Raw genomic sequence first — 21,196 nt, 5'->3', positions numbered from 1 at the left:
ACGTGGACACCGGGGCCGACCGCGAGCCGCGGCAGGAACGCAGCCGGGCCACTCGCGCCCGGCTGCTGGAGGCCGCCGTGGCCTGCCTGGCAGAGGAGGGCACGGCCGGTGCCACCGTGGGCGCGGTCGCGCGGCGGGCCGGGGTGTCGCGCGGCGCCGCCCAGCACCACTTCCCCACCCGCGAGGACCTGTTCCTGGCCGTGCTGCGGCACATGCTCGACAGCCGCGGCGCGGAGCTGCGGCGCGGCGCGGCCGCCGTCCCCGAGGGCGGCGGCCGCACCGAGGCGGTCGTGCAGATGGTCGTGGACGCCTTCACCGGAACGGACTTCCGGGCCGCCCTCCAGCTGTGGTCGGCCGCCGCCAGCGACCCGGTCCTGCGCGAGCGGATCATTCCCATGGAGGAGCGGATGGGCCGGGAGATCCACCGGGCCGCCGTGGAGCTGCTGGGCGTGGACGAGTCGGTCCCGGGGATCCGCGAGACCGTCCAGGCCACCCTCGACCTGGCACGCGGCCTGGGACTGGCCAACCTGCTCACCGACGACGGGCCCCGGCGGCGCCGGATCGTGCGCCAGTGGGCGCGCGCCCTGGACGAGCAGCTGCGGACCCCGGCACCGTGAACCGGCTACCCCGGCGGCACGGAGCGTGCTTATCATCGAAGCGGCGGGTCCACGGGCCCGCCGCTGACGTCATTCCCGAACCGGACAAGGCGGTGTGAAGGTGAGCGCGGATGCGGGCGGGAACCCCCCGGACCTGGCCAGGCGGGCGTTGGACGCCTTCGCCGAGAGCGCCTCGCGCCGCAGGGACCGCGACGCCCTGATGGACAACGCCTTCGCCGCCCTCTTCGCCCTGTACCGGGCGACCACGCCCGCGCAGCGCAGGTCCCCGGGCGGACAGGAGTTCAGCGCCACCCTGGCCGAACTGCTGGTGGGCGGCAGCAACCCCGACCGGCTCAGCCTGTACGTGGTCCGCACCCAGACCGCGGCCGAGAACGGCCAGCACGAGGCCTACCGCCCCGCCTGCTGGCGGCGGTCCATGCTGGAACTGCTCGGCGAGGAGTTCGTGCCCTGGGAGGCCTTCCTGCGCCCGGGCGACCTGGAGGCGCTCCCGCGCATCGACGAGGCCCTCACCGCGGTGGCGGCCCGGGCGCGGCCGGTCAACGACGAGGAGGTTCCCGACTGGGTGCCCGAGTCGCACTGGTGGTGGTGGGAGCCCGCCCGCCAGCGCGGCGAGGAGGCCCCCGAACGCTACGACAGCGGCACCCTGGACGCCGTCGGGGACTGACCCTGGCGACGCCCGGGCGCCGCGTGCGCTCAGCCGGGGCGCGGCCGCGCGTCGCGGTGGGCGGACCGCGGTGGCTCCGGCCCCTCACACACCGGCCCCTCACACACCGGCCCCTCACACACCGGTCCCTCACACACCGGCGGAGGCGGTCCTGGCGGCGACGAGGTCCCGGTACCAGGCGAAGGAGTCCTTGGGGGTGCGCGCCTGGGTGGTGCGGTCCACGTGCACCAGCCCGAAGCGCTGGTGGTAGCCCTCGGCCCACTCGAAGTTGTCGGTGAGCGTCCACACGAAGTACCCGCGCACGTCCGCGCCCCGCTCCCGCGCGGCCTCCACCGCGGCCACGTGCCCCTCCAGGTAGTCGATCCGCTCGGGGTCGGCGATCCGCCCGCCGGGGGAGACCCGGTCCTCGTACGAGCAGCCGTTCTCGGTGACGTACAGCGGCGGCAGCGCGTCGCCGTGGCGCTCGCGCAGCAGGTCGATCATCCGGCCCAGCCCCTCGGGCACCACCGGCCACCCGAACGCCGTCACCGGCGCCCCGGCGACCTCGCCGAACCCGAACGGCAGCCCCGACCCCTCGTCGGGCGCGGTGGCCACGGTCGGGTTGTAGTAGTTGACCCCGAGGCCGTCCGCGCTGCCCGCGACCGCCTTCAGATCGCCCTCGCGCACGCCGGGGACCTCCGCGACGCCGAACGCCGACAGGTCCGGGTAGGCGCCGGTCAGCACGGGGTCGGTGAACAACCGGTTGTGCAGGGTGTCGTAGGCGTGCGCGGCGGCGGTGTCGGCCTCGGAGCCGGTGGCGGGGCTGACGGGGGAGTAGTTGTTGGTGAGCACTGCCTCCAGGCCGCGCGAGCGCAGCTCACCGGCGGCGAGCCCGTGCGCGAGCAGCATGTGGTGGGCCACCCGCATCACCTCGGGCACCGCCAGGGTCCGCCCCGGGGCGTGGACGCCGAGCGCGTGCCCGTAGGTGGTGTGCACCAGGGGCTCGTTCAGGGTGATCCACCGGTCCACCCGGTCGCCGAGGCGGTCGGCGGCCGCCGCCGCGTACTCGGCGAACGCGTGCGCCGTGTCGCGTTCGCTCCAGCCGCCCGCCTCCTCCAGCGCCTGGGGCAGATCCCAGTGGAACAGGGTCGGTACCGGGGCGATCCCCCGGGCGAGCAGAGCGTCCACCAGGCGGTCGTAGAAGTCCAGACCGGCCCCGTTCACCGCGCCGCGCCCGGTCGGCACGACCCGGGGCCAGGCGAGCGAGAACCGGTAGGCGTTCACCCCGAGCCGGTCGAGCAGTTCCACGTCCTCGGCCCACCGGTGGTAGTGGTCGCAGGCCAGGGCGGGGCTGTGCCCGTCGCGGACCGCGCCCGGGCGCTCGGAGAAGACGTCCCACACCGACGGGCCGCGCCCGTCCTCGTCGAGGGTGCCCTCGATCTGGAAGGCGGAGGAGGCCACTCCCCACAGGAACGGTGACGACATGGACGGTACCTGCCTTTCGCTGGGTCTGACGGGGATTGCGGTCGGACGGGGTGCTCGGGGCGAACGGGGGTCGCGGGTCGGACGGGGTGGGACCGGCGGGTACTCAGGCGACACCCCGGATCCGCCACACCAGCACCCCGCCCAGCAGGCTGAGCAGTCCGCACACGGTGTACAGGACCGGGTAGCCGCCCAGATACACCACGATCGGACCGGCCAGGGCGGGCGCGAGCACCTGGGGCCCGGCGCTGGCGATGTTGACGATCCCCAGGTCCTTGGCCCGTCCGCCCGCGCTCGGCAGGACCTCGGTGACCAGGGCGTTGTCCACGGACAGGTAGACGCCGAAGCCGATGCCCAGTACCACCGCGCACACCAGACTCATCGGCCACGTCGGAAACGCGGCGATCAGGAACGCGGGCACCGCCGAGACCACCCCGGACAGGCACACCATCCCCCTGCGGCGACCGATGCGGTCCGAGACCAGACCGGCCAGCACGGTCGTGGCCACGACCGCCGCCGTGTAGACGGCGATCAGCACCAGCAGCCCGTCCGCGGCCGAGGAGCCGGGGAACAACTCCTCGTAGCCCACCGCGTCGGTGAGGAAGTAGAGCAGGTAGAGAGTGAACATGGCGTTGCCCGTCTGCATGAGGAAACGGGTCAGCCACGCCCAGCCGAAGTCGGGGTACCGGCGCGGGGACACCCACAGCCCGCGCGCGAACCCGCTCCAGGAGGGGCGGGCCTCGCGGGGCAGCGGCGGGTCGGGGGCCAGCAGTGCGAACGGCAGGACGCACAGGACGGTCAGCCCGCCGAGGAGGGCGTAGCCGGGGGCGATCCCCGTGACAACCACGGTCACCAGCAGCACCGCCACCACCACGCCCGCCGACTGCGGTATGCCGATCCACCCTGAGACCACGCCGCGCTGGCGGACCGGCACGTGGTCGGGCACGGCCGCGAGCAGGGTCGCGTTCAGGCAGGACAGCGCGGCCTGGACGAACGACCACCCCAGCAGGACGCCGAGGACGCCGTCCTGCCGGCCGAGCACCACCAGGCCCAGGCCGCCCAGGAGCGCACCGGCCAGGATCCAGGGGCGTCGGCGCCCGAACCGTCCGGTGGTCCGGTCGGACAGGGCCCCGGCCAGCGGGGTGCCCAGGGTGGAGCAGGCCGCTCCCGCCCCGGTCACCCAGGCCAGGGCGGTCTCCTTGGAGCCGGGGGCGAGCAGGCCGACCTGTTCGGGCAGCAGGACCTGGAGCGGGCCGAAGAAGGCCATCCACATGCCGAGGTTGGCCAGACTGATCCCGGCCACCCACAGGCGGCGCACGGGCCGGGTGGGCTCGGCGAGCGCGGCGGGCGTCTGGGAGGAGGGGGAGGGCTGTGCGGGGGTGTGCGCACGCGTGACCTACCTAACATGAAGGTGACTCATGTTAGGACGACCGCCCTGTCGAGGAAAGACCCGTGGCGGGGCCGGTTCGCGGGGCGCGACGCGCCGACGGGCCTCCGGGGCCGGTGGTGCGCGGCGGCGGAGTCCGACGTTCGCGCCTTCGTAGTCAAGTTTGACCAGTGGACTCGGAGAGGGCTACCCTCGCAAAGTAATCAAACTTGACTAATGGGAGGTGCGCATGGCCGGAACGGACACCGCGCGGGCGGGTGGCGGCACGGACGCGGGTACGGGCGTGGACGCCCAGCAGGACCAGGGTCAGGGGCGACCGGGGGCGGTCGCGGTCCGGGCCAACGAGACGACGGTTCCGCTGCTGCCCTGCGTCTCGGCCGAGGCCACCCTGGAGTTCTACCGGGCGCTCGGCTTCGAGGTCACCTACGAGCAGACCAGGCCCTACCTCTACCTGGCCTTCCACTGGAGCGGCTTCGACCTGCACTACGGCCGCGCCCCGAAGGGCCTGGACCCCGGCCTGGAGAACAGTGGCGGCTGCCTGGTCATGGTCGACGCGGTCGCGCCCTACCACGCCGCCCTCACGCAGGCCATGCGCCGGGCCTACGGCAGGGTCCTGGCGAAGGGGCTGCCGCGCATCACGCGCCACCGGCCGGGAGCCAGCCGCTTCACGCTCATGGACCCCTCGGGGAACTCGCTCATCTTCATCCAGCGCGGCGAGCCCGAGAGGCTGGAGTACGGCGGCTCCAAGGAACTCGACGGGCTCGCCCGCGTCCTGGACGGCGCCCGGATCCTGCGTGACTTCAAGACCGACGACCTCGCCGCCTTCCGGCGGATCCGCTCCGGACTGAAACGGCACGGGGACCAGGCGCCTCCGGTGGAGCGGGCGCTGGCGCTGGCCATGCTCATCGAACTCGCGGTCGCCCTCGGTGAGGAGGAGGGCATTGGGGAGTGGCGGGAGCGGCTGGACGGGATCGCCCTCACCAGTGGTGAACGGAGCAGGATCGAGGGGGAGCTGCGCAACGCCTCCGAACTGCGGCGCTGGCTCGGCGCGGGGACCGCGGAGGCGGACGGGGACTGAGGGACCGCCTCAGTCGGAGGGGGTCGCGCCCGGCTCCTCGCCGGTGAGGACGCCCTCGTAGGCGTCGCCCTCCTCACCGGCGAAGGAGTAGGCGCCGCCCTCGATCCGCCGGATCAGCGAGCGCGTCCACGCCGCGTCCGACTCCGCGGAGTGCACCCACATGTCCATGACCTCGCCGATGTGGCCCATCTGGCCGGGCCCCTCCTCCGGGGCGTAGTACGTGACCACGTCTCCGCGCCACTCCTCCAGGCCCTCGACCCGCCGCCTCAGCAGGTCGACCGCCTCCCGCCGGGACAGGTCGACGATGAAGCCCAGACCGGCCGAGAGCACGTCCAGGCGCGCGTCGTGCGAGGACACCGCCCGGCGCAGCAGGGCGAAGTACTCCAGGGTGCCCTCCCCGGTGATCTCGTACTCGGTCCGGGGCGGACCCCCGGCGGTGGAGGGCGCTGTCTCGTGGGCGTGCAGCAGGTCCTGCCGGGCCATCTGCTTGAGCGCGTGGTAGATCGACCCCGGCTTGGCGTTGGACCACTCGTGCGCGCCCCAGAACTCCAGGTCGTTGCGTACCTGGTAGCCGTGCGCCCGCCCGCGTAGGCGGACCGCTCCCAGGACCAGCAGCCGGATGGCCGACATCCACACCCCCTCATCTCACCGGCGCGGGGTCCGTGCTGCCCGACGGTCCGCGCTATTCAACTTTGACTAGCATATCTCCACACGCGCCCGCGCCGCCCTGTGCCCCGCGCCGCCTCCCCGTGCCCGGGCGGGCCCCGGCACGGGGAGGAGCGGCGGCGCGACGGCGGGTCTCAGCCGCGCCCGGGGGCCGGGTCGCCCTGGCGGGCGTGCTCGCCCCCCAACGCGATCGGCGCGGCCAACCACTCGTCGCGCAGGCCGAACGCGTTCACCAGCCGCACGGCGTAGGGACGCAGGCCCCGGCACAGGTCGTTCACCGCCTGGGTGGCCGCCTTGGCCCGTGAGGTGGAGAGTCGCTCGTGCTCCAGGAACCACGCGCGGTTCTCCTCGATCACCGACATCACGTACAGGTCGCACAGCCGGTTGAGCAGCTTGGCGGTCGAGGTGTCCCCGCAGCGGTCGATCCCCGCCACGAACGCCTCCAGCACCACCCGGTCCATGTGCGCGCGGCCCGCGGTGAGCACGTGGTCCTGGGCGCGGTTGAACACGTCGAAGGCGTCGTCGCCGTTCCTGCCGGACCTGCGCAGCCGCGCGGCCAGGCCCTCGATGACGTGCTTCTCGCGGTCCTCCAGCAGCTCCAGCTGCCAGCCCCGGTTGTACAGGCTGGCCTCCTCACCGCGCCCCGGGGCGGCCGCGACGAGCCGCTCGATCAGCGGGATCGCGGCGGTGCGCTCGATGACGGTCTCGAAGACCTTGCCAGCCATGAACCGGGCCAGCCCCAGCTGGTCCAGGTCGCCGAACGAGTCCTTGAAGTTGGTCAGCAGGCCCTTGGTGAGCTGCTGGAGCAGGACCGTGTTGTCGCCCTCGAAGGTGGTGAAGATGTCGGAGTCGGCCTTGAGCTGCGGAATCCGGTTCTCGGACAGGTACCCGGCGCCGCCGCACGCCTCCCGGCAGGTCTGGATGGCCTCGCTGGCGTGCCAGGTGGCCACCGCCTTGAGCCCGGCAGCCCGCGACTCCAGTTCGCGCTGGGCGTGCTCGTCGCGCTCGGGCGAGCGGGACAGCTCGTGCAGCCGGGTGACCAGCTCCTCCTGCGCGAAGTGCAGCGCGTAGGTGCGGGCCAGGGCGGGCAGCAGCTTGCGCTGGTGCGCCAGGTAGTCCAGGACGCGCACCTCCCGCTCGGGCCGCCCCTCGCCGTCGGGCCGGGTGAACTGGCGGCGGGTGTCGCCGTAGCGCACCGCGATGGTCAGCGCGGCCTTGGCGGCGCTCCCCGCGCCGCCCGCCACGCTGATCCGGCCGCGGACCAGCGTTCCGAGCATGGTGAAGAAGCGTCGGCCCTTGCTCTCGATGGGGCTGGAGTAGGTGCCGTCGGCGGCCACGTCCCCGTACCGGTTGAGCAGGTTGGTGCGCGGCACCCGCACGCGGTCGAACTCCAGCCGCCCGTTGTCCACGCCGTTGAGCCCGGCCTTGGGACCGCAGTCCCCGATGCGCACGCCCGGCATCGGCCTGCCCCGCCCGTCCCGGATCGGGACCACCAGGGCGTGCACGCCGTGCTCCTCGCCGCCGGTGCTCAGCTGGGCGAACACCACCGCCAGTCGGCCGTCGCGGGCCGCGTTGCCGATGTAGTCCTTGCGCGCCCCCTCGTCGGGGGTGTGGACCACGAACTCCTCGGTGTCGGGGTCGTAGACGGCCGTGGTGCGCAGGCTCTGCACGTCCGACCCGTGGCCGGTCTCGGTCATCGCGAAGCAGCCGGGCAGCTCCATCGACATCGTGCCGGGCAGGTACTCGGCGTGGTGGGCCTCGGTGCCCAGGGCGCTGATCGCCCCGCCGAACAGCCCCCACTGCACACCCATCTTCACCATGAGCGACAGGTCGTTGACCAGCATCTCGAAGCCGACCACGGACGCGCCCACGTCGTCGCGTCCGCCCACCGAGGCGGGGAAGCCGTAGGCGGGCAGGTCGGTCTTGGCCAGGGCCTTGATCTGGGTGAGCGTGCGGGCGCGGTGCTCCTCCACCGACAGTCCGTACACGGGGGCGTACAGGTCTCCCCGCAGGGCGTCGCGCATGTGCTCGCGCACGTGGGCCCAGCGGCCGTCGAGGAGGCCGCGCAGTTCGGCCTCGTCCACCCTCAGCGCCTGTTCGTTCATGTGCTCCCCCTGTGGTCCTCGCTGACGCGGCCCGGTCCGTGTCCGCCGCCGGAAGGGGCGGCTGACACGGACCCGTACTCGCGGGTACACGACCAACGTTAGGGGGCGGGTGGGAAGTCAGACGGCCAGGGAGGCGGTCGCGGGGTCCTGGGCCGCGGTCGCGGCGGCGTCCACCCTGCGCAGGAGGTCGTCCAGGGACAGGCCGAGCGCGGCGGCGATCGCCGCGACAGTGAAGAACGTCGGGGTGGGGATGCGCCCGCCCTCGATCTTGCGCAGGGTCTCGACCGAGATCCGGGCCTCACGCGCGACGTCGACCATCGTGCGCTCCGCGCGGGCCTGCCGGAGCAGACCGCCCAGGAGGCGCCCGCGCTCGATCTGGTCTGCGGTCAGCGGTTCACGCACCATGCGACGAGTCTAACGCCACGGCACCGGGGCACATATGAATACCGGTATAGCTATCCGGCGAGGGAAGGCCGCCGAGCCCGGCCCCTCCGCCGTGATCTTGTACCTATAGCGCGTCTCGACCGCCCAACCTCGCTATAAGTACAAGATCATCGCAGGTCAGAACCCGCGCGTCACACCGACAACGGTTCCGGACAGTTCACTGGCGTGCGGTCGCGAGAGGGCGGGTGAAGCCCGCCATGCGCGGGTAGAAGGTCACCGGGAACCCGGGGCTGAACGCCGTGATGCCCTCCCGCACCCGTTGGTCCGGCTCGCCGTACACCTCGAAGCTCACGACCGAGCAGTGCTCGTTGACCGCGCGGATGTAGGGGTCGGACAGTCTCCAGTGGGTGAGGACCGCCTCGGAGTCCGCGTAGAGCTGGAAGCTGTGGGCCAGCATGTCCTCCTCGTCGAGGAAGACCTCCACCATCAGCTGCGGGGCGTGCTCCTCGGTGAAGGCGACCGCGGACTCGACGGCTTCGCGGTACTGCGCCAAATGGCCGTCGGCGACGCGCATGGTGTTGTGGAACAGGAGCGTCTCGCTGCGTGTGGTGCCCATGGCCGCCATCCTGCTTCCTCAAGCAAGGTTGAGGTCAAGGGCGACCGGACACAGAACCACCGTCCGACAGGGCCGGATGCCGTCGGTGCGGGGGCGAAGCGGGGTGAGCCCCCGCACCCGCCACTGGGGAGGGAAGCCTAGACCAGACCCGGGACGGCCAGCTCCAGGCGGCCGCCGTCCGCGTCGAGCAGGGCGGGCACCCCCAGCGGAATCGTGAGCTGGGCCGCGCAGTGGCCGAACTCCAGCCCCCACAGCACCGGCACCCCCAGCGGTTCCAGCCGGTCGCGCATCAGCTCGGCGACCACCTCCGGCCCCGGCGGGCAGTCCGTCCACGTGCCCAGGGCCACCCCGGCCACCCCGGCCGCCCACCCCGTGCGCAGCAGGTGCGTGAGCATCCGGTCGAGCCGGGCCACGTCCTCGGCGACGTCCTCCAGCAGCAGGATGCCGCCGGAGGCCGACAGGCGGCTGTGCGGCGCGGCCAGACCGTCGTTGAGCAGGCTCAGGTTCCCGCCGAAGGTCACCCCCTCGGCCCGCCCCGGCACCAACGCGTGCGCGCCCGGCGAGGTCAGCACGGTCCGCCGCTCGGGCTCGAACAGGGTGGCGCGCAGCTCCTCCTGGGCCGCCGGGTCGCCCACGAAGTACCCCGTGCCGACCACGGGCCCGTGCACCGTGGCCACGCCCAACTCCACCGCGAACGCCTCGTGCAGCGCCGTGATGTCGCTGAACCCGACCAGCGCCTTGGGCTCGGCCCGGCGCATCGCGTCGAAGTCCAGCAGGTCCACCGTCCGGTGCGCCCCGTCACCGCCGCGCACGCACAGCACCGCGTCCACGTCCGGGTCGCACCAGGCCTCCTGGAGGTCGGCGGCCCGCGTGGCGTCCGCACCGGCCAGGTAGGGCAGCCGCGGGTGGCGCTCGCGCACGTGCGGGGCCAGTTCCACCTCCAGCCCCCAGCCGCGCAGCGTTCCCACCGCGGCCTCCAGCCGCTCCGCGGGAACCGGGCTGCACGGGGCGACCAGGCGCACCCGGTCGCCCTCCCGCAGGCGCGGCGGTCGGACCAGCGCGCGCACACCCCGCGCGTCCGGGACCCGCACCGCCGCGTCCGCCACCTCGGTCATCGCCTCTCCCACCCTCGGCCCTCTCCCTCGCTCGTGCGCGTCAGCCGGACGCGACGCCTCTCCCCACCACCAGCGCTCGGACACTCCCGCCGCCGCGCCGACCGCGTGCCCGGTCCTGCCCGGTCGCCCGCCCGGCCGCGGGGCCTCCCGAGACCCGGCCCCCGGCATCAGGCCCTTCGAAACCCGGCCCCCGAAACACCAGCCTCCCAGCCGACCAGGGGATCCGCCGTTCAGGCGCGCAGGAACGTGTCCAGCGCGCGCACGCCGAAGCGCAGTCCCTCCAGGGGCACCCGCTCGTCCACACCGTGCAGCAGACCCGAGTAGTCCAGGCCCTCGGGCTGGGCCAGGGGGGAGAAGCCGTAGCAGTCGATGCCCAGCCGGGAGAACACCTTGGCGTCGGTGCCCCCCGACAGGCACACCGGCACCACGTGGGCCCCGGGGTCGTGCAGCAGCAGGGCCTCGCGCAGCTCCGCGAACGCGGGGGAGTCCACGGGCGCGGTCACCGGCGGCGAACCGTGCGCGTACTCCCAGGACACCCGGTCGCCGGTGAGCTCCTCCATGGCCGCGGCGAACTGCTCCTCCGCGCCGGGCAGCACCCGGCCGTCCACACCCGCCGTGGCCTCCCCGGGCACCACGTTCACCTTGTACCCGGCCGAGAGCATCGTGGGCGTCGCGCTGTTGCGCGTGGTCGGGCCGATCAGCGGGGCGGCCGTCCCCAGTTTGGCGACCAGGGCGTCCACCGCCTCCGCGGTCGCCGTGTCACCGGGGAAGCGCTCCACCTCCAGGGCCGCGGCGATCGCGTCGATCGCCGCCCGCGTGACGGGGGTCAGGTGCAGCGGCCACTCGTACCCGTCGATCCGGGCCAGGGCCGCGGCCAGGGCGCCGACCGCGTTGTCGCGCGGCGGCCGGGAACCGTGCCCGGCCGTGCCCTGGGCGCGCAGGGACAGCCAGGCGCTGCCGCGCTCGGCCGCGCCCACCGGGTACAGGCGCACCGGCTCCCCGGAGGCCGTGCGGGCGTGGATGGTCTCCCCGCCGCCCTCACCGATCGCGGTGGTACAGCCCTCGAACAGCTCGGCGTGCTCGCGGACCAGGTAGTCGGCGCCGTAGGCGGCGCTGTCCTCCTCGTCGGCGACGAAGGCCAGCACGATGTCGCGCCGGGGCCGCAGCCCGTGGCGCGCCCAGTGGCGCACGACGGCGGTGACCGTGGCGATGGTGTTCTTCATGTCCACCGCGCCGCGCCCCCACAGCGCGGGCACGCCGGTGACGGGGCAGTCGGCGACCTCCCCGGCGAAGGGGGGCAGCGTCCAGTCGGCGGCGTCGGCGGGCACCACGTCCAGGTGGCCGTGCACCAGCAGCGCCGGGGCCGAGGGGTCGGTGCCGGGAACGCGCGCGACCACGTTCGCGCGCCGGGGGGCCGACTCCAGCAGCAGGGGGTCCAGCCCGGCGTCGCCCAGGGCCTCGGCGACGTACTCGGCGGCCTCGCGCTCGTCGCCCCGGCCGCCCCCGTGGTTGGTGGAGTCGCGGCGGACGAGGCCGCGGGCCAGATGGACGGCGTCCTCCCCAGCCGCCGTGAGGCCGTCGGTCCTCTCCGGGAAGCCGTCGGTTCTCTCTGGGAAGGAAGTGGCGATGTGGCCCACGGGCGCGCCTCGCTTTCGCTGAGGTGTCAGTAACGGGGGAGAACCCTAGTGGCCAGTGGTGACGAAGTGCTCCCCGGCACAGTTCTACCAGCCCCGCCCGCCACGCTCCGGCATTCGCGGGCGGTGGCCCCTGCGATCCCGGGCCCGGCCTCAGCCGTAGCGCTCCTCCATGGCGTTGGAGATGAGCGTGGTGACCGCCTTGAAGCAGCGGATCATCTCGTAGGAGTCCGGGGAGACGTACCGGACGCGCCGCACCCCCGTGCGCGTGACACCGGGGACGACGGCGGCGGCCTGGGCCAGCTGCGCGGAGTCGACCTCCACCTCCACTGCCCTGGGCTCGGGCCCGACCGGCTCCAGACGCCCGGCCAGCATCATGGCGGCGCGTGCCCCGGCCCGGATGTCCCGCGCGGTCGCGGCCGGGGGGCGGCAGCGTGCCGCGTACCGGCTGACGTGCTCCTTGACCGCGACCGTCCGCGCGAACGGGGCGTAGGTGGCGGCGTCCTCGCAGGCGCGGTCGTCCCCCGTGACCAGGATGACCGGTGTGCCGTACTCGGCGACCACCGCGGCGTTGAGGCGGCCCTCGCTGGCGGGCTCGCCGTCCAGCCACACGCCGGTCACCGCGTTGGGCAGGTAGGTGTGCGCCAGCACGCCCTCGTCACCGGCGCCGCAGTGGTAGCCGAGGAACACCACGCCGTCGCAGTCGCCGGACTGCACGCCCTCGACCATGGACAGCTCCTTGTGCCGTCCGGTGATCATCGTGGCGTCGGTGTTGAGCTCCTCCAGCAGGAGGTTGCGCATGGTCGCGTGCGCCTCGTTGACCAGTACCTCGGTGGCGCCGCCCTCCAGCAGGCCCTCGACGGCGGCGTTGACGTCGCTGGTGAACATGGCGCGGCAGCGCTGCCACTGCTCGGTGCCGGGCTCGACGTCGGCGGGCCAGGTGACGCCCGTGGCGCCCTCCATGTCGGCGGAGATGAGGATCTTCACCCGCACGACCCTACGCCTCGGGCCCCTCCCGTAGCCACGTTCGGGCGCCGCGTTCCGCCCGAGGGCGCACGGGAGGGGCCGGGGCGGCGGCTACGGCAGGGTGAGGACCTCCGCGCCGGACTCGGTGATGACCAGGGTGTGCTCGAACTGGGCGGTCCACCTGCGGTCGGCCGTCACGGCCGTCCAGCCGTCGTCCCACATGTCGTACTCCACGCCGCCGAGCGTGATCATCGGCTCGATCGTGAAGGTCATCCCCGGCTCCATGACGGTGTCCGCGCGCGGGTCGTCGTAGTGCGGCACCACCAGGCCCGAGTGGAACTCCGGCCCCACGCCGTGCCCGGTGAAGTCGCGGACCACGCCGTAGCCGAAGCGCTTGGCGTAGGACTCGATGACCCGGCCGATCACGTTGATCTGGCGGCCCGGCCGGCACGCCCTGATCGCACGCGTCATGGCCTCCCGGGTCCGCTCGACCAGCAGCCGGTGCTCCTCCGAGACGTTCCCGGCCAGGAACGTGGCGTTGGTGTCGCCGTGCACGCCGTCCCGGTAGGCGGTGATGTCGATGTTGACGATGTCGCCGTCGGAGACCACGGTGTCGTCGGGGATGCCGTGGCAGATCACCTCGTTGAGCGAGGAGCACAGCGACTTGGGGTAGCCCTTGTAGCCCAGCGGGCTGGGGTAGGCCCCGTGGTCCAGCAGGAACTCGTGGCCGATCCGGTCCAGCTCGTCCGTGGTCACCCCGGGCCGGACGTTGCGGCCGACCTCCTCCAGGGCCTGGGCCGCCAGCCGTCCCACCACGCGCATCCGGTCGATGGTCTCGGGGGTCTGCACGTCGCCGAGGACCCCCTCCACGGGGTGCTTCCGTCCGACGTACTCCGGGCGGACGATGTGGGAGGGAACCGAACGTTGTGGCGAGATTCGCCCAGGAACCAGCGGAGTAGTCATGGACACTGATTGTAGTTCGTGGGTCGGCCGCGCGGTCCTGGACGACGCCCTTCCCCCCACGGGTGTGGGGAGCGCCCGGGCCTGGGTAGGTGCCCCCCGAGAAGCACGTTCCCGCCCGGGCAGCGTCCCGTAGAAAGCGAGTCACGGTGAGCGAGGACACTCCGCTGGACGACACCCAGCTGGACGACACTCAGCTGGACGACAAGTGGTGGTACTGCCTCAGGCACAACCGGGTGGAGCACGGCCCCGGCTGCCCCAACAAGGAGCGCATGGGCCCCTATCCGGACGAGGCCACCGCCGCCAGCGCGCTGGCCATCGCGGCCCGGCGCAACAAGGCCTGGGACGAAGCCGACGAGGAGGAGCGGTGACCCCCGCCCACGCGTGCTCCGGTCCACCGCGCGGGGCCGCGCCGGGTGGTGCCTCCCGTCGGCGCCTCTGACAGGATCGGCGCATGACTGAACAGAGCACACCCGCGGGCGCGGACGTCGCCGGGCTGTCCGTCGCCGTCCTGGGCGGGACCGGAGACCAGGGCCGTGGCCTGGCCCGCCGCCTCGCCCTGGCGGGGCACACCGTCCACCTTGGCTCGCGCAGCGCCGAACGCGCCGAGAAGGCCGCCCGGGAACTGGTGGAGGCCGAGACCTCCCCGATCGACGTGCGCGGCCTGGACAACGCCGCGGCCGCGGCCGCGGGCGACGTCGTCATCGTCGCCGTGCCCTGGGACGGCCACCGGGAGCTGCTGGAGCAGCTGGCCGGTCCGCTGGCGGGCAAGATCGTCGTGGACTGCGTCAACCCCCTCGGCTTCGACAAGAAGGGCCCCTTCGCGCTCGACGTCGCCGAGGGCAGCGCCGCCCAGCAGGCCGCCGAGGTGCTGCCCGACAGCCGCGTCACGGCCGCCTTCCACCACGTGTCCGCGGTGGTGCTGCTGGACCCCGAGGTCGAGGAGGTGGACCTCGACGTCCTGGTGCTGGGCGAGGACCGCGAGGCCACCGACGTGGTGCGCGGCCTGGCCGAGCGGATCCCGGGGGTGCGCGGCGTCTTCGGCGGCCGCCTGCGCAACGCCCACCAGGTCGAGGCCCTGACCGCCAACCTCATCGCGGTGAACCGCCGCTACAAGACCCACGCGGGCATCCGGATCACCGGTCTGTAGCCCCGACCGAACGCGTCCGGGCTGGCAGTGTCCGGGCCGGTCCGAGGCGCCCGCACGCGTACGGCGCCGGTCCCCGCCGCGGGGGCCGGCGCCGCGCGGCCGGGCACGCTCAGCCGCCAGGAACCCGGTCGGGGGTCAGGACACCCACTCCTTGACCTTGCCGACCAGCGCGGCCGGGTCCTCGCCCACGGGGGTCACGTTGAGCTGGGTCACCCCGGCGGCGCGGAAGGCCTCCACGCGCTCGCGCACGTAGGACTCCGGGCCGACCATGTTGGTCAGCTCCACGAACTCCTCGGGCACGGCGGCCGCGGCCTCGTCCCTCTTCCCCTCCAGGTACAGGTCCTGGATCCTCTCCGCGGCCTCCTCGTAGCCGTAGCGGCGGGCGACGGTGTTGTAGAAGTTCTTTCCCTTGGCGCCCATGCCGCCGACGTAGAGGGCGATCATCGGCCGCACGAGGTCCAGCAGCTTCTTGGTGTCCTCGCCCTCACCGATGGCGAGCAGGCCGCCCGCGGAGACCTCCAGTTCTCCCAGGGACGGGTCGCGCCTGGCCCTCCCCTCGGCCAGCGCCTCGCCCCACACCCTGTCGGCCTTCTCGGGGATGAACAGGTGCGGGAGCCAGCCGTCGGCGATCTCGGCGGTCAGCGCCACGTTCTTCACGCCCAGGGAGGCCACGTAGACGGGGATCTCGGGGCGCACGGGGTGGTTGATGATCTTGAGCGGCCTGCCGAGGCCGGTTCCCCGCTCCGGGGGCAGCGGCAGCTGGAAGACGGTGCCGTCGTGGGTGAGACGGTCCTCGCGCGCCCAGACCTTGCGGCAGATCTCGATGGTCTCGCGGGTGCGGGCGAGCGGCTTGACGTAGGGGACGCCGTGGAAGCCCTCGATGACCTGCGGGCCGCTGGCGCCCAGGCCGAGGATGGCCCGTCCGCCGGACAGGTCGTCCAGCCCGGCGGCGGTCATCGCGATGAGCGCGGGGGTGCGGGTGTACAGCGGCAGGATGGCCGAGCCGATCGCCACGGTCTCGGTGCGGGCGGCGATGTAGCCCATCAGGGTGGGGCTGTCGAACCCGTAGGCCTCGGCGACCCACACGGTGTCGAGACCGGCCTTCTCCAGTTCGACCACCTGGTCGACGGAGGCCTTGGGGTCGCCCGCGTACTGGAGCGGCATCGAGACGCGCATCTGTCCTCCCGGGAGGGCCGGACCCCCGGCCCGTCGGCGCTGGGTACGGTGCGACTCTACTCCCGAGTACGGTTCGGTCTGTTGCCCGGCTCACAGACCGCCGCGCGGTACCGCGTCCGGCCCGTACACCGCCGGGCCCCTGACACCACACCGCCGGCCGGGACGGACCCCGACCGGCGGTGCTCACCGGTGTCCGGAGAGGGGCGAGGTCACCCCGTCCCTCAGCCGGCGTAGGAGTGGCGTTCCTCGGGGAACGCCCCGTTGACGACCTCGTCGGCGTAGGCGGAGGCCGCCTCGCGCAGGGTCTCGTGCAGGTTGGCGTAGGTCTTGACGAACTTGGCCACCTTCGGGCTCAGCCCGGCCATGTCCTGCCACACCAGCACCTGGGCGTCCGTGGACGGACCGGCGCCGATGCCCACGGTCGGGACGGACAGCTGCTCGGTCACCTGTGCGGCCAGCTCGGCGGGCACGCACTCCAGCACGACCGCGAACGCGCCCGCGCGCTCCATCTCCTTGGCGTCCTTGAGCAGACCGGCCGCGGCCTCGCCGCGGCCCTGCACCCGGTAGCCGCCCAGGGTGTTCACCGACTGGGGGGTCAGGCCCAGGTGCGCCATCACCGGCACACCCGCCGAGACCAGCAGCTCCACCTGGGGGGCCACCGCGTGGCCGCCCTCCAGCTTCACCGCCTGGGCCCCGCCCTCCTTCATGAACCGCGAGGCCGCCTCCAGCGCCTGCTGGGGAGAGGCCTGGTAGGAGCCGAACGGCAGGTCGGCCACGACGAGCGCCCGCCGGGTGGAGCGGGACACCGCCGCGGTCAGCGGGAGCAGCTCGTCCACCGTCACCGGGACGGTGGTGTCGTAGCCGTAGACGACGTTGGCCGCCGAGTCGCCGACCAGCAGGACCGGGATCCCGGCCTCGTCGAAGACCCGCGCGGTGAGCGCGTCGTAGGCGGTCAGCATCGGCCAGCGCTCGCCGCGCCCCTTGGCCGCGGCCAGGTCGCGGATGGTGACGCGTCGGCTGGTGACCCCGCCGTACAGGGCGTTTCCTGTCGGCGCCCCGGTCGGGGCGAGGGGCTTGTCTGTGGTGCTCATACGTTATCCCTCCGTTGTCTCGAAGCACCTCGCGGGTGTCTCCGGACGTGTGGACGAATGGTGTTGTCGCGCTCGCGCGCGGGGCGGCCGAGGGGGCCGCGGGCGGTCCGCGGGGGACCGGGCGGTGCGGAGGAGGCGGGACCGGCGTCTGCGGACGACCGGGCGCGGCCACCGCACGCAAGCATCATCGCATGCCCGCACCGCGTCTCTCCGCACCGGTGACAACCCGGTCGGACGGTCGGATGTTTCCCGCCGGGACCGGCTCGTGTCCTCCGCCGGGGTCGTCCCGGGGCGGCCGGGACTTTCCGGCCGGGGCCGCCCGGATACGGCCAACACACCGTTCGCGGCCCCCGAAGCGCGCGGGCGGCGCGGTTCGCGGGTACGGTCCGATCGGCGGAAGTTTCGGTGGGGGTCTCGGCGGTGGAGGTGGTCGGTGGACGCGCAGACGGCGTACCGGCGCAGGTGGGGCGGGCTGGCGGTACTGATCATCTGCCTGCTGGTGATCGTGGCCGACAACACGATCCTCAACGTGGCGCTGCGTGTGCTGTCCGACCCCGAGCGGGGCCTGGGGGCCAGCCAGTCGCAGCTGGCCTGGGCGATCAACTCCTACACGCTGGTCTTCGCGGGCCTGCTGTTCACCTTCGGCGTACTCGGCGACCGGTGGGGGCGCCGACGCATGATCGTGGTGGGGCTGACGGTGTTCGGCACGGCCTCGGCGCTGTCGGCCTACTCCCAGACCCCCGAACAGCTCATCCTGGCCCGCGCGGTCATGGGGTTCGGCGCCTCCATGGTGACGCCGCAGACCCTGTCGATCATCGCGAACGTCTTCCCGCCCGAGCAGCGCGCACGCGCCATCGGGATCTGGGCGGGCGCGGTCGGGCTGGCGATGGCCATCGGCCCCTCGGCGGGCGGGCTGCTGCTGGAGAACTTCTGGTGGGGGTCGATCTTCCTCGTCAACGTGCCCTTCGTGGCGCTGGGCCTGGCGCTGGTGTTCTTCCTGATCCCCGAGTCGCGCGACGCCAACCCCGGCAGGCTGGACGTGCTGGGCGTGCTGCTGTCCGTCCCCGGCCTGGTGCTGCTCATCTACGGCATCATCACCGCGGGAGAGCGGGCCTCCCTGGCGGACTGGGACGTGTACGGCGCGCTCATCGGCGGCGTGGTGGTGCTGGTGCTCTTCCTGGTACACGAGTCGCGCGCGCCCAACCCCTCCCTGGACGTGCGCTTCTTCCGCGACCCGCGGTTCAGCGTCTCCGTGGCCACCATCATGGTGCTGTTCTTCAGCATGTCCGGGATCATCTTCTTCCTGAGCTTCTACTGGCAGAGCGTCCGTGAGTTCTCCCCGTTCATCGCGGGTCTGCTGGTGCTGCCCGCGGCGCTGGGGCAGATGATCATGGCGCCGCTCAGCCCGACGCTCGTGCGCTGGGCGGGGCCGCGCGTGGTCGCGGCGGTCGGTGTGCTGGGCGTGTGCTCCAGCTTCCTGTTCTTCACCCAGCTCGAACCGGACACGCCGCTGCCGCTGATCGTCGGGTTCTTCTTCCTCCAGTCCGGTGCGATGGCGGTGGTCCTGACCCCCGCCACCGACGCGATCATGTCGTCGGTGCCGCCGGGCAGGGCCGGTGCCGCCTCCGCCGTGCAGAACACGGTCCGGCAGGTGGCCACGGCGATGGGCGTCGCGATCCTGGGCGCGGTCATCTCCTTCCGCTACCGGGCGGGGATCACCCCCACCCTGGAGGAGCTCGCCGACGAGGGCTCGGCGGACGTGGCGGACCAGCGGCTGCGATCGGCGGGGGAGTCGATCGAGGGCACCCTGGCCCTGGCCCGGAGTCTGGGGGAACAGGGGCGGGTCCTGGTGGACCCCGCCAAGGAGGCGTTCATGTCCGGGCTGCACACGGCGGCGACGGTGTCGCTGTGCTTCGGGGTGGTCGGACTGGTCGTGATCCTGATCTGGATGCCGCGCGAGACCGGGCGCCACCAGGCCCTGGACGCCGAGGACGGCGGCCCCTCCGCCGGAGCCGCTCCCGTCCCCGGCCGGGGGGAGCGGTGACCGGGGCCGGTCGCCTACGTTGAACACATGCGCCTGACCGCTTTCACCGACGTCTCCCTGCGCCTGGTCATGCGGCTGGCGGTCGCGGACGAGGGCGAACTCCTCACCACCAGGACCGTCTCCGCGATGCTCTCCGTGCCCTACACACACATGGCCAAGGCCGTGGCACGGCTGTCCGACATGGGGCTGGTGGAGGCGCGGCGCGGCCGCAACGGCGGACTGCTCCTGACCGAGAGCGGGCGGCGGGCCTCGGTCGGGTCGATCGTGCGCGAGCTGGAGGGCGCGGGGGAGCTCGCGGGGTGCGAGGACGACCCGCCCTGCCCGCTGCGTGCCGCCTGTCGGCTGCGCGGTGCCCTGCGCGAGGCGCACGAGGCGTTCTACACCTCGCTCGACGGCGTCACCGTGGAGTCCCTGGTGTCCCCGCCCACGCGCGACGCGCTGACCCTGCTGCGCCCGTAGAGCCCACAGCGGCGCTCCGTCGCTGTCCGCCCACGGGCGCATGGCCGAGCTCTGCCGGAGGCCCGGCCCCTTCGCCAGCCCGCCAGCCCGCCCGCGCCCACCCGTTCCCACCTGCACCCTCGGAGCGGGAGCGACCCCGGAGGAGGGGCCCGTGGAGGCGGATTTAATATGCATTTCAGATACCAATTTTCTGCTCCGAGACACCCTCTCCGAAGTGAGGTCGCATGCTCTCCACAGAGTCCGCCGCCACCGTCCGGGCCACGGTCCCCGCCGTGGCCGGAGCCCTGGGCACCATCACCGCCCGCTTCTACGACACGATGCTCGGCGAACGCCCCGAACTCCTCGACGGCCTGTTCAACCGGGGCAACCAGGCCTCGGGCGATCAGCGCAGGGCCCTGGCCGGATCGATCGCCGCCTTCGCCACCCTCCTCCTGGAGCACCCGGAGGAGCGCCCCGACGCCCTCCTCTCCCGCATCGCCCACAAGCACGTCTCCCTCGGGGTCACCGAGGACCAGTACGTCATCGTGCACAAGTACCTCTTCGACGCCATCGCCTCCACCCTGGGGGACGCGGCCACCCCCGGCGTCGTCAGGGCCTGGGACGAGGTCTACTGGCTCATGGCCGGAGCCCTGATCGCCCTGGAGGCCCGCCTGTACGCCGAGCGCGGGCACACCGGGCGCGGGGCCTGGCGTCCCTGGCGGGTCACGCAGCGCTGCCAGGAGACCCCCGACACCGCCTCCCTCACCCTCGAACCCGAGGACGGCGCTCCGCTCCCCGCCTTCCTGCCCGGCCAGTACGTCAGCGTCCGCACGCGCATGCCCGACGGCGTCCGCCAGGCCCGCCAGTACTCCCTGACCGGTGGGGACGGTGGGTGCCGCCGCATCACCGTCAAGCGCCTGCGCGCCGTCGGGGCCGATCCGGCGGGGGAGGTCTCCACCCTGCTGCACGACACCGTCGTCCCGGGCGACGTCCTCATGGTCTCCACCCCGGCGGGCGACGTGACCCTGTCCGAGGGCGAGCACCCCCTCGTGCTGGTCTCGGCCGGGATCGGCTGCACGCCGATGGTGGCCATGCTGAACCGGCTCGCCGAGCAGGGCAGCGATCGCCGGGTCCTGGTCCTGCACGCCGACCGCAGCCCGGGGGAGCACGCCCACCGCGAGGAGACCGCCGCCCTGGTCGGTGCGCTGCCCGGCGCGAGCGCCCGGACCTGGTACGAGACCGGCGGCGACGAGGGTGATGGCGGAGGAAGTGACGGCGACGGGGGCGATGGTGGCACCGACCGGGGGCTGATGGACCTGGACGGGGTGGACCTGCCCGAGGGCGCCGAGGTCTACCTGTGCGGGCCGCTGCCGTTCATGCGCGGCGTGCGCGCCCAGCTGCTCGCCGCAGGGGTGCCCGCCCGCCGCATCCGCTACGAGGTGTTCGGCCCGGACCTGTGGCTGGGCGAGGACTGAGCGGCTGGGCGTGCTCTGAGGGGGTTGAAGGGCGGGTGGGCTGTTCCTGCTTCCTTTCGACGTTCAGCCTGCTGGCTGTGGCCGAGGCAGCGGCACCAGCTGCCGCGAGGTGGCGCGGGAGGGCGGTCAACGCCCGGGGTTCGGGGGTGGTGGGGGTGCGGCGCTGCGG

20 protein-coding genes are annotated in these 21,196 nt (G+C 73.3%); 8 read left to right on the top strand and 12 right to left on the bottom strand.

Annotated elements, in window-relative coordinates; genetic code table 11:
* Positions 1 to 2: 2 nt before the first annotated feature.
* Entirely contained in the window at positions 3 to 617 is a 615-nt protein-coding gene (locus tag ACSIH6_RS35555; protein ID WP_435112712.1) for a TetR/AcrR family transcriptional regulator, read from the top strand.
* 94 nt (positions 618 to 711) lie between these two features.
* Positions 712 to 1,281 carry a hypothetical protein gene (locus ACSIH6_RS35550; protein ID WP_435112711.1) on the top strand — a complete coding sequence of 190 codons (570 nt, stop codon included), beginning with the start codon at positions 712 to 714 and terminating at the stop codon, positions 1,279 to 1,281.
* A gap of 129 nt (positions 1,282 to 1,410) precedes the next feature.
* On the opposite strand, the gene ACSIH6_RS35545 is transcribed toward ACSIH6_RS35550, so the two are convergent.
* Both ACSIH6_RS35545 and ACSIH6_RS35540 read right to left on the bottom strand, forming a co-directional pair.
* Positions 1,411 to 2,745, bottom strand: a complete 1,335-nt coding sequence (locus ACSIH6_RS35545) for a GH1 family beta-glucosidase (RefSeq protein WP_435112710.1) — start codon at positions 2,743 to 2,745, stop codon at positions 1,411 to 1,413.
* 103 nt (positions 2,746 to 2,848) lie between these two features.
* Positions 2,849 to 4,060, bottom strand: coding sequence for an MFS transporter (locus tag ACSIH6_RS35540; protein ID WP_435112709.1), 1,212 nt, complete (start codon positions 4,058 to 4,060; stop codon positions 2,849 to 2,851).
* Between the two features lie 298 nt (positions 4,061 to 4,358).
* Here ACSIH6_RS35540 and ACSIH6_RS35535 point away from each other — a divergent pair, with 298 nt between their 5' ends.
* Positions 4,359 to 5,207: a DUF8817 family protein gene (locus ACSIH6_RS35535; protein ID WP_435112708.1), complete on the top strand. Its 849-nt coding sequence runs from the start codon at positions 4,359 to 4,361 to the stop codon at positions 5,205 to 5,207.
* 9 nt (positions 5,208 to 5,216) lie between these two features.
* On the opposite strand, the gene ACSIH6_RS35530 is transcribed toward ACSIH6_RS35535, so the two are convergent.
* The 8 genes from ACSIH6_RS35530 to map all read right to left on the bottom strand — a co-directional run bounded on the left by ACSIH6_RS35530 (position 5,217) and on the right by map (position 13,656).
* Entirely contained in the window at positions 5,217 to 5,837 is a 621-nt protein-coding gene (locus ACSIH6_RS35530) for a PadR family transcriptional regulator (RefSeq protein ID WP_435112707.1), read from the bottom strand.
* A gap of 170 nt (positions 5,838 to 6,007) precedes the next feature.
* A complete protein-coding gene (locus tag ACSIH6_RS35525) occupies positions 6,008 to 7,978 on the bottom strand; it encodes an acyl-CoA dehydrogenase family protein (RefSeq protein ID WP_435112706.1) in 1,971 nt (656 codons plus the stop codon).
* A gap of 117 nt (positions 7,979 to 8,095) precedes the next feature.
* Positions 8,096 to 8,383, bottom strand: a complete 288-nt coding sequence (locus ACSIH6_RS35520; RefSeq protein ID WP_435112705.1) for a helix-turn-helix domain-containing protein — start codon at positions 8,381 to 8,383, stop codon at positions 8,096 to 8,098.
* A gap of 196 nt (positions 8,384 to 8,579) precedes the next feature.
* Positions 8,580 to 8,978 carry a hypothetical protein gene (locus tag ACSIH6_RS35515; RefSeq protein WP_435112704.1) on the bottom strand — a complete coding sequence of 133 codons (399 nt, stop codon included), beginning with the start codon at positions 8,976 to 8,978 and terminating at the stop codon, positions 8,580 to 8,582.
* Positions 8,979 to 9,115: 137 nt separating this feature from the next.
* Entirely contained in the window at positions 9,116 to 10,093 is a 978-nt protein-coding gene (locus ACSIH6_RS35510; protein WP_435112703.1) for a S66 peptidase family protein, read from the bottom strand.
* Positions 10,094 to 10,323: 230 nt separating this feature from the next.
* A complete protein-coding gene (locus tag ACSIH6_RS35505) occupies positions 10,324 to 11,730 on the bottom strand; it encodes a M20/M25/M40 family metallo-hydrolase (protein WP_435112702.1) in 1,407 nt (468 codons plus the stop codon).
* Positions 11,731 to 11,880: 150 nt separating this feature from the next.
* The gene (locus tag ACSIH6_RS35500) at positions 11,881 to 12,714 is read right to left on the bottom strand and encodes a M55 family metallopeptidase (protein WP_435112701.1); all 834 of its coding nucleotides are present in this window, start codon (positions 12,712 to 12,714) and stop codon (positions 11,881 to 11,883) included.
* A gap of 90 nt (positions 12,715 to 12,804) precedes the next feature.
* On the bottom strand, positions 12,805 to 13,656 hold the full coding sequence (gene map / locus ACSIH6_RS35495; protein WP_435112700.1) for a type I methionyl aminopeptidase: 852 nt from the start codon (positions 13,654 to 13,656) through the stop codon (positions 12,805 to 12,807).
* A 179-nt stretch (positions 13,657 to 13,835) separates the two neighbouring features.
* Between map and ACSIH6_RS35490 the strand changes: the two genes are divergently transcribed.
* Together ACSIH6_RS35490 and npdG are read left to right on the top strand one after the other, a co-directional pair.
* Positions 13,836 to 14,024, top strand: coding sequence for a hypothetical protein (locus tag ACSIH6_RS35490; protein ID WP_435112718.1), 189 nt, complete (start codon positions 13,836 to 13,838; stop codon positions 14,022 to 14,024).
* Between the two features lie 83 nt (positions 14,025 to 14,107).
* Positions 14,108 to 14,803, top strand: coding sequence for an NADPH-dependent F420 reductase (gene npdG, locus ACSIH6_RS35485; protein ID WP_435112699.1), 696 nt, complete (start codon positions 14,108 to 14,110; stop codon positions 14,801 to 14,803).
* Between the two features lie 135 nt (positions 14,804 to 14,938).
* Here the strand turns inward: npdG and ACSIH6_RS35480 are convergent, their stop codons facing one another.
* Positions 14,939 to 15,979 (bottom strand): LLM class F420-dependent oxidoreductase, encoded by a 1,041-nt coding sequence (locus ACSIH6_RS35480; protein ID WP_435112698.1) that lies wholly within the window; start codon positions 15,977 to 15,979, stop codon positions 14,939 to 14,941.
* A 221-nt stretch (positions 15,980 to 16,200) separates the two neighbouring features.
* Positions 16,201 to 17,070: a 3-methyl-2-oxobutanoate hydroxymethyltransferase gene (gene panB, locus ACSIH6_RS35475; RefSeq protein WP_061083685.1), complete on the bottom strand. Its 870-nt coding sequence runs from the start codon at positions 17,068 to 17,070 to the stop codon at positions 16,201 to 16,203.
* A 433-nt stretch (positions 17,071 to 17,503) separates the two neighbouring features.
* On the opposite strand from panB, the gene ACSIH6_RS35470 reads away from it, so the two are divergent.
* From ACSIH6_RS35470 to ACSIH6_RS35460, 3 genes are all read left to right on the top strand, one after another.
* Positions 17,504 to 19,114: an MFS transporter gene (locus ACSIH6_RS35470; protein WP_435112697.1), complete on the top strand. Its 1,611-nt coding sequence runs from the start codon at positions 17,504 to 17,506 to the stop codon at positions 19,112 to 19,114.
* A 27-nt stretch (positions 19,115 to 19,141) separates the two neighbouring features.
* Positions 19,142 to 19,573 carry an RrF2 family transcriptional regulator gene (locus ACSIH6_RS35465; protein WP_150253213.1) on the top strand — a complete coding sequence of 144 codons (432 nt, stop codon included), beginning with the start codon at positions 19,142 to 19,144 and terminating at the stop codon, positions 19,571 to 19,573.
* A gap of 224 nt (positions 19,574 to 19,797) precedes the next feature.
* Positions 19,798 to 21,027, top strand: a complete 1,230-nt coding sequence (locus ACSIH6_RS35460) for a globin domain-containing protein (protein WP_435112696.1) — start codon at positions 19,798 to 19,800, stop codon at positions 21,025 to 21,027.
* Positions 21,028 to 21,196: the final 169 nt, after the last annotated feature.

The sequence above is a fragment of the Nocardiopsis synnemataformans genome, from assembly GCF_965343085.1.
GTDB classification, from domain to species: Bacteria; Actinomycetota; Actinomycetes; order Streptosporangiales; family Streptosporangiaceae; genus Nocardiopsis; species Nocardiopsis alborubida.
The sequence above is the reverse complement of the archived record's forward strand: the minus strand, read 5'-3'. Positions and strand labels throughout refer to the sequence as shown.